Annotated in this window: 5 protein-coding genes; 3 read left to right on the plus strand and 2 right to left on the minus strand. The window is 68.5% G+C overall.

The genetic code is table 11. The features are described from left to right. Positions 1-77: 77 nt before the first annotated feature. Complete coding sequence (locus HNP48_RS26585; RefSeq protein WP_184862854.1) at positions 78-2,903, minus strand: EAL domain-containing protein; 2,826 nt, start codon at positions 2,901-2,903, stop codon at positions 78-80. A gap of 328 nt (positions 2,904-3,231) precedes the next feature. Continuing rightward, entirely contained in the window at positions 3,232-4,368 is a 1,137-nt protein-coding gene (locus HNP48_RS26590; RefSeq protein ID WP_184862856.1) for an iron-containing alcohol dehydrogenase, read from the minus strand. A 65-nt stretch (positions 4,369-4,433) separates the two neighbouring features. On the opposite strand from HNP48_RS26590, the gene HNP48_RS26595 reads away from it, so the two are divergent. The 3 genes from HNP48_RS26595 (at position 4,434) to HNP48_RS26605 (ending at position 7,193) form a co-directional block, all read left to right on the plus strand. Continuing rightward, complete coding sequence (locus tag HNP48_RS26595) at positions 4,434-5,303, plus strand: 2-keto-4-pentenoate hydratase (protein WP_184862858.1); 870 nt, start codon at positions 4,434-4,436, stop codon at positions 5,301-5,303. An 85-nt stretch (positions 5,304-5,388) separates the two neighbouring features. After that, entirely contained in the window at positions 5,389-6,309 is a 921-nt protein-coding gene (locus HNP48_RS26600; protein WP_260420399.1) for an alpha/beta hydrolase, read from the plus strand. Between the two features lie 14 nt (positions 6,310-6,323). Continuing rightward, positions 6,324-7,193: a YbgC/FadM family acyl-CoA thioesterase gene (locus tag HNP48_RS26605; RefSeq protein WP_184862862.1), complete on the plus strand. Its 870-nt coding sequence runs from the start codon at positions 6,324-6,326 to the stop codon at positions 7,191-7,193. Positions 7,194-7,370 lie beyond the last annotated feature (177 nt).

Here is a 7,370-nt window from a genome sequence, read left to right on the forward strand (position 1 = left end):
TCGCCTTGCCGTGCTACAGCACTGTCTGCGGCTCCCGCCTAGCCATACGGCCCAATGCAAATCCGTAAGAAAGGCTTTCAGCGCGTGGGCGCTGGCGCCGCGGTCCGCTGCAGGCCTGCGGCCTGCTCGTAGGCCCGGGTCCATGCCGGCACCTCGTGTGCAGGCATGGGGGGCGCGATGCCGAAGCCTTGGGCGCGTTCGCAGCCCAGCGCGAGCAGCTTGTCGCCATGGGCCGGGGTTTCCACACCCTCGGCAATCACATGGCGTTTGAAGGCCCGGGCCAGCGTGACGATGGCGTTGACCAGGGTCAGGTCGTCTTCGTCGTGCAGGATGCCATGCACGAAGGACTGGTCGATCTTGATGGTTTCGGCCGGCAGGCGCTTGAGGTAGGACAGCGATGAGAACCCCGTGCCGAAGTCGTCGAGCGCGAAGCGCACGCCGAGCGCCTGGCAGCTGTGCATCATGCTGCGCATGTACTGCATGTCCTGCAGCGCGGCGGATTCCAGGATCTCCAGCTCCAGCCGGGCGGGCGGCACCTCGGGGCAGGTCAGCAGCAGCTCCTTGAGCCGGTCCACAAAGCCTGCGCGCTGGAAATGCTGGGCCGCGATGTTCACGCTGACTTCCCACTGCAGGCCGGCCAGGCTCCATTGCCGCATCTGGGACAGGGCCTCGCGCAGCACCCACTCGCCCAGTTCGGCCACGACCTCGGGGTCCTCCAGCAGGGGCAGCACATGCTGGGGGCCCAGCAGCCCCTGCTCGGGGTGCTGCCAGCGCAGCAGGGCCTCCATGCCGAACACCTCGCCGGTGCGCAGGTTGACCTTGGGCTGGTAGTACAGGCGCATCTCGCCGGCCTGCAGGCCCTGGGCCAGGCGGGTCTGGCGTGAGTGCTGGGTCTGCACCGCATGGTCGAGCTGCACGTCGAACAGGTGCATGCGGTTGCGGCCCGAGCGCTTGGCCTGGCACATGGCCTGGTCGGCCTGGCGCAGCAAGGTGTCGGGGTTCACGTCGTCCTGCGGGAACACGGCCACGCCCACGCTGGCCGTGGTGTGCAGCACGCGGTCGTCGATGGCATAGGGCGCGGCCAGCTGCTGCATGAGCTGGCGCACCTGCTCTTCGATCGCGGGTACGTCAGTCTGGTGGTTGAGCAGCAGCACGAACTCGTCGCCACCCAGGCGCGCCGCAGCGCTGCTGCCGGTGGCGAAGCTGTTCAGGCGCTGGGCCACCTCCTTGAGCAGGCGGTCGCCCATGCGGTGGCCGTGGGTGTCGTTGATGGCCTGGAAATGGTCCAGGTCGAGCATGCACACGGCCAGCAGCGTGGGGCTGCGGCCCGTCACAAACAGGGCATGCGTGAGCCGCTCGGCCAGCGAGGCGCGGTTGAGCAGGCCCGTCAGGCCGTCGTGCCGCGCATGCCAGGAGATCTGGTGGCGCAGGTGGCTGGCTTCGGTCACGTCGCGGAACACCAGCACGCAGCCCGAGGCACGACCGCCGCCCTGGCGGATGGCCGAGGCCGTGTACTCGATGGCATAGCGCTCGCCCGAACGGTGCAGCAGCACTTCCTGCATGGCTGGGCGGGTGGATGCTGCCATGGAGGCATCGCCGGTGGCCCGGGTGGCCGCCTGGCTCGCGGGCTCCTCGTACAGCCGAAAGACGTCGTCGAGCAGGGCTCCGATGGCCTGCTCGGCGGTATAGCCGGTCATGAGCTGGGCGGCTTCATTGATGGTCTCGATGCAGCCGGCCAGGTCGGTGGTGATGACGCCATCGCCGATGGAGGCGAGGGTGACCTGGGCGCGGTCCTTCTCGTTGCGCAGCGCCTGCTCGGCGCGCTTGCGCTCGGTGATGTCGACCAGGGTGCCCACGGTGCCGGCCACGGTGCCCTTCGTGCTGGTGAAGGGCGCTTCGTAGTAGGCCATGGTGCGTGCCATGTGGCCCGGGGGCTGCACCAGGACCTCGTTGTCCTGCGACATGGCCAACTGGCGCGACTGGGCGGGCGAGAGCAGGTGCGGCGCCGTGAGGCCGGGGAACAGGCCCTGGCCCGGCAGGCCGGGGTCGCCGTTCTGGAACAGGCGCTGCCAGGCGCGGTTGGCGTCGATGAAGGTGCCGTCCGCCTCGCGCACGAACACCGGCAGGGGCAGGGCGTCGATGAGCTGGCGCGTGAAGTGCAGCTGCTCGCTTTGCAGTTGCTGTGTCTCGCGCAGCGAGTGCACCAGCGACTGCACCTTGCCCGCCATGTCGTTGAAGGTGCCCGCCACGGCGCGCGATTCCAGGGTGCCCTTGGCCTCCATGCGCGTGTCCAGGTGGCCCTGGCGGAAGCGGTCCGTGGCCTCGGTCAGGCGGCGCAGCATGCGGGCATTGGCGCGCAGGATCAGGGTCAGCAGGAACAGGATGGTGAAGATGTTCAGCGCCGAGATGCGTGCCTGCACCACCACGGTCCTCCACACCCGGTCCACCAGGATGCCCGGGTCGGCGGTGACGGTGAGCACGCCGGTGCGGCCGTCGGTGAACACCTGGCCGAAGCGTTGTTCGGGGGGGGCGATGTCCAGCAGGCGGGCGAACCAGGCGGGGGCCTCCATGGCCATCGCAGGCGCGGCCCACTGGATGGGGGGCTGGCCCGGTACCTGCCATTGCAGGGACCGCACGGCGGGGCCGAAGCGCTCGGGCGCGCTGCGCAGCACACGGGCGGCGGCCTCTGTATGGATGGAGTCCAGCGCCACCAGCGCGGGCAGCAGGGCGTCGCCCACGCGCGCAAGTTCCGCTGTGGCACGGTCGTGGGCCTCCTGCTCTTCGAGGGACACCAACTGCTGGTAGCGCACGGCCACGACGGCCACGATGATCGCCAGGATCGCGAGGTACAGCCGGGGGGTGCTTCCCTGCGTCAGCCAGGCCCTGAGTTTTTCTGCGCGCATGGATGGATCAGCCCGTCATTTCATGGAATGGATGAAGGAAAGAGCGCGCGCAGCACCGCCATCGGCCGGCGCCCGCCGGTGTCGGGTGGCGCGCCAAGGGCCCGGCCTGCGCGCCAGCCATGCACTCCCACCATGCATGCCGCCTCGCTCAGCAGTGGCAACGGAGCCTGGCGCCTTGCCGCGCCGGCTCGTTAATTACTTTGTTAATTATTGTTTGACAGTGCAGCAGTTTAGCCGCACGTGCGCAGCCCGCACCCCGCCCGGATGGGGGAGGGGGCGGAAGGCGCAGTTGCGCAGGGCGCCGCAGCCTGCGCCAGGCTGCCCGGCACTACAGCGATTGTGCGAGCATGTCCCGGTATTCCTCGGGCGTGGCGATGCGCGGGTTGGTCTTGTGGCAGTGGTCGGCCATGGCGCCCTTGATGATGTCGTCGAACATGCTCTCGCTCACACCCATGGCCGCCAGGCCCGTGGGCAGGCCCAGGCGGGCGTTCATGTCGCGGATGGCCTCGGGGATGTCGCCCGCGCCGGCCAGGCCCATGGCATGGGCCATGCGCTCCAGGCGCCGGTCCTGCTGCACCGATTCGGCCTGCGCATTGAAGCGCACGACGGCGGGCAGGAACATGGCGTTGAGCGTGCCGTGGTGCAGGCGCGGGTTCACGCCGCCCAGGCTGTGGCTGAGCGAGTGCACGGCGCCCAGGCCCTTCTGGAAGGCCATGGCCCCCTGCATGCTGGCGCTCATCATCTGCAGGCGCGCATCGCGGTCGCCGCCGTTGCGCGTGGCCGGCTCGATGTGCGCCCAGCCGCGTGTGAGGCCATCCAGCGCAATGCCGTCGGCCGGCGGGTTGAACGCGGCCGACATGAAGGTCTCCATGCAGTGCGCGATGGCGTCCATGCCCGTGGCGGCCGTGAGCGATGGCGGCAGGCCCAGCGTGAGTTCGGGGTCGCAGATGGCGGTTTTGGGCACCAGGTTCCAGGAGTGGAAGCCGAGCTTGCGGTGGTCGTCCACGATGATGATGGCGCCACGCGCCACCTCGCTGCCCGTGCCGCTGGTGGTGGGCACGGCGATCAGCGGTGCGGCGCGCTCGGTGATGCGCGGCGAGCCGCCTTCGATGGTGGCGTAGTGGGTGAGCGGACCCTCGTGCGTGGCGGCAATGGCGATGCCCTTGGCGCAGTCGATGGCCGAGCCGCCGCCCACGGCGATCAGGCCATCGCAGCCCTCGCGCTGGTACACCTCGACGGCAGCGCGCACGGCGGCCTCGGTCGGGTTGGCCGGGGTCTGGTCGAACACCGCCACGGGCAGGCCCGTGAGCGCATCGAGCGCTTTCTGCAGCACGCCCGCGGCCTTGACCCCGGGGTCCGTCACCACCAGCGGGCGGCTGATGCCCACGCGCGCGCATTCCTGCTGCAGCAGCTTCACGGCGCCGAACTCGAACTGGATCTGGGTGACGTAGTAGATGAAGGCCATGGCTTTGTAAGGATGCGTTTACGATATCTGGCAGGTTCTGAACAATGTACAACTGGGAGACACCGATGACCCTGAAGCAAACCCTCATGGCCGCCACTTTGTTCGTCACGTGCGTGACAGCGGTGCAGGCCGATTGCCTGACCGACGCGCAGGCCGCCGAGCTGCTTGCGCACTACGTGGCGCGCACGCCGGCGCCCAACCCGGTGAACCTCTCGGACGCCGATGGAGCGTGCACACGCGGCAAGTTCAACCAACTGCTGACGCAGCGCATGGGCAAGGTTGTGGGCTACAAGGCGGGGCTCACGAACCCGGCCGTGCAAAAGCGCTTCAACACCGACAAGCCCGTGTGGGGCAAGCTCTACGAGGGCATGGTGCTGCCAAGCGGTGCCAGCGTGGAAGCGGCGTTTGGCGCCCGCGCGCTGTACGAGGCCGACATGCTGGTGCGCGTGAAAAGCGCCGCCATCAACCATGCCAAGACGCCCGAGGACGTGCTCGATGCGATCGACCAGGTCATTCCCTTCATCGAACTGCCCGACCTGATGGTGCAGGCGCCGCCCCAGCTCAATGGCGCGGGTGTCACGGCCATCAACGTGGGCGCGCGCCTGGGCGTTGCGGGCACGCCGCTGCCGGTGCCGCCCTACCGGGCCGAGCGCCATGCCCTGCTCAATGCCCTGGCCGACATGAATGTCTCGCTCACTGATGGCAGTGGGGCACGCCTGGGCGGTGGCAAGGGCAGCGATATCCTGGAGCACCCGCTCAACGCCGTCACCTGGCTGGCCGCTGCCCTGCAGAAAGAGGGCATCAGCCTGCAGCCGGGCGACCTGGTGAGCCTGGGATCGTTCTCGCCGCTGCTGCCGCCCAAGGCCGGCCTGTCGGTCACGGCCACCTACGACGGCCTGCCAGGTGCCGCGCCGGTGCGCGTGACCTTCAAGTAGGCCTCGCTTTTCCTTTTTTTTTGTTCCTGAGAAAGCCTTTGCGTTGACCGATCTGTCTCTCCACGCCCACCGCCTGACCCCCCAGATGCGCAGCGTGCTCGAACGCATGGCGCGTGCGGGCCACCCACCGCTGTACACCCGCACCCCGCAGGATGCGCGCAAGGCCTACGCGGCTGGTGCCGATGTGCTTGAAGTGCCCAAGGCCGCGCTGCCGCGCGTGGAGGACTTCACCATCCCCGCACGCGACGGCCATGCGCTGCCCGCACGCCTGTATGCGCCCTCCACGGGTACACCGCTGCCCGTGCTGCTGTACACGCACGGTGGCGGCTTCACCATCGGCGGCATCGGCACGCACGACATCCTGTGCCGCGAACTCGCGCGGCTGGCGGGCTGCATGGTGGTCTCGCTCGATTACCGGCTGGCACCGGAATACCGCTTTCCCACGGCCAGCAACGATGCCTGGGATGCGCTGGCCTGGCTGCATGCGAATGCCGCACGCCTGGGCGCCGACGCGGAGCGCATCGCCGTGGGCGGCGACAGCGCGGGGGGCACGCTGGCCACGGTGAGTGCCATCCTGGCGCGCGACGCGGGCCTGGCGCTGGCGCTGCAGCTGCTCATCTACCCCGGCTGCGCGGCGCACCAGGACACGCCCTCGCACACGCGCTTCGCCAGCGGCCTGGTGCTCGACGAGCCGGCCATCACCTGGTTCTTCGGCCAGTACGTAGGCACCCGCGAAGAGCGCAATGACTGGCGCTTTGCGCCCTTGCATGCCGACGATGTGGAGGGCATTGCGCCCGCCTGGATCGGCCTGGCCGAGTGCGATCCGCTGGTGGACGAGGGGGTCGACTATGCCGACAAGCTGCGTGCGGCGGGCGTGGCAGTGGACCTGGAGATCTACCGTGGCGTGACGCACGAATTCATCAAGATGGGCCGCGCGATCCCCGAGGCGCGCCAGGCCCACGCCGACGCGGCGCGCGCGCTGCGTGCCGCTTTCCACATGGAGTGAGACGTTTTTTGCTTATGGCCCAACAACCCCAACGCCGTGATTTCCGCTGCTTCCACCGCCTGCGCGTGCGCTGGGCCGAGGTGGACATGCAGAAGATCGTCTTCAACGGCCACTACCTGATGTACATCGACAACGCCATGTCGGAGTACTGGCGCGCCCTGGGCCTGCCTTACGACGCCAGCATGCATGCGCTGCAGGGCGAGATGTTCGTGAAGAAGGCGAGCCTGGAATACCACGCTTCGGCACGCATGGACGACACGCTGGACGTGGGCATGCGCTGCGCGCGTGTGGGCAACTCCTCGTGTGTGTTCGAGGCCGGCATCTTCAGCGGCGAGCGCCTGTTGGTCTCGGGCGAACTGGTCTATGTGTTCGCCGACCCGGTGGCGCAGAAGTCGCGCCCCGTGCCCGAGGTGCTGCGCCAGATCATCACGGGCTTTGAGGCCGGCGAGGACCTGGCCGACGTCAAGACCGGCGACTGGAACGCGCTGGGCCGCGACGCGGGCCGCCTGCGCACGGCGGTGTTCGTGACCGAGCAGGGCATACCCGCCGAGATCGAGGCCGATGCGCTCGATGCCACGGCACGCCATGCGGTGGTCTACAACCGCCTGGGCCAGGCGATTGCCACGGGCCGGTTGCTGCAGGAGGCACCGGGGGTGGGGCGCATCGGGCGGCTGGCGGTGGACCGGTCGGTGCGGGGAACGCGGTGGGGGCGCATGGTGCTCGATGCCTTGGTCGACGCCTCGCAGGCGCGGGGAGATCGGGAGGTGCAGTTGCATGCGCAGAGCAGTGCGGAGGGGTTTTATCGGCGGGCTGGGTTTGCTGTGGTGGGGGAGCCTTATGAGGAGGCGGGGATTGCGCATATCGTGATGGCTCGTCGGTTCTGATTCTTTTTAGGGTGTGTCGCTTCGCTCTGATGTTGTGTGCCTTGTTTGAGGGCGGAGGCCGGGATGTGCACCCGGCGGCGCACCTACTTTCTTTTTGCGCATGTACAGACCGGGGACATGGTGAACACCTGTGCGGAGACATGGTGAACACTTTTCATTAGACGGCGTTCGTGCTGG

Source organism: Acidovorax soli (assembly GCF_014207955.1).
In the GTDB taxonomy this organism is placed as follows: Bacteria; Pseudomonadota; Gammaproteobacteria; order Burkholderiales; family Burkholderiaceae_C; genus Acidovorax; species Acidovorax soli_A.

Excerpts from the sequence above, each read along its gene's own strand:
- HNP48_RS26605 (WP_184862862.1), top strand. The coding sequence starts at position 6,324 with ATGGCCCAACAACCCCAACGCCGTGATTTCCGCTGCTTCCACCGCCTG.
- HNP48_RS26585 (WP_184862854.1), bottom strand. The coding sequence starts at position 2,903 with ATGCGCGCAGAAAAACTCAGGGCCTGGCTGACGCAGGGAAGCACCCCC.
- HNP48_RS26600 (WP_260420399.1), top strand. The coding sequence starts at position 5,389 with ATGCGCAGCGTGCTCGAACGCATGGCGCGTGCGGGCCACCCACCGCTG.
- HNP48_RS26595 (WP_184862858.1), top strand. The coding sequence starts at position 4,434 with ATGACCCTGAAGCAAACCCTCATGGCCGCCACTTTGTTCGTCACGTGC.
- HNP48_RS26590 (WP_184862856.1), bottom strand. The coding sequence starts at position 4,368 with ATGGCCTTCATCTACTACGTCACCCAGATCCAGTTCGAGTTCGGCGCC.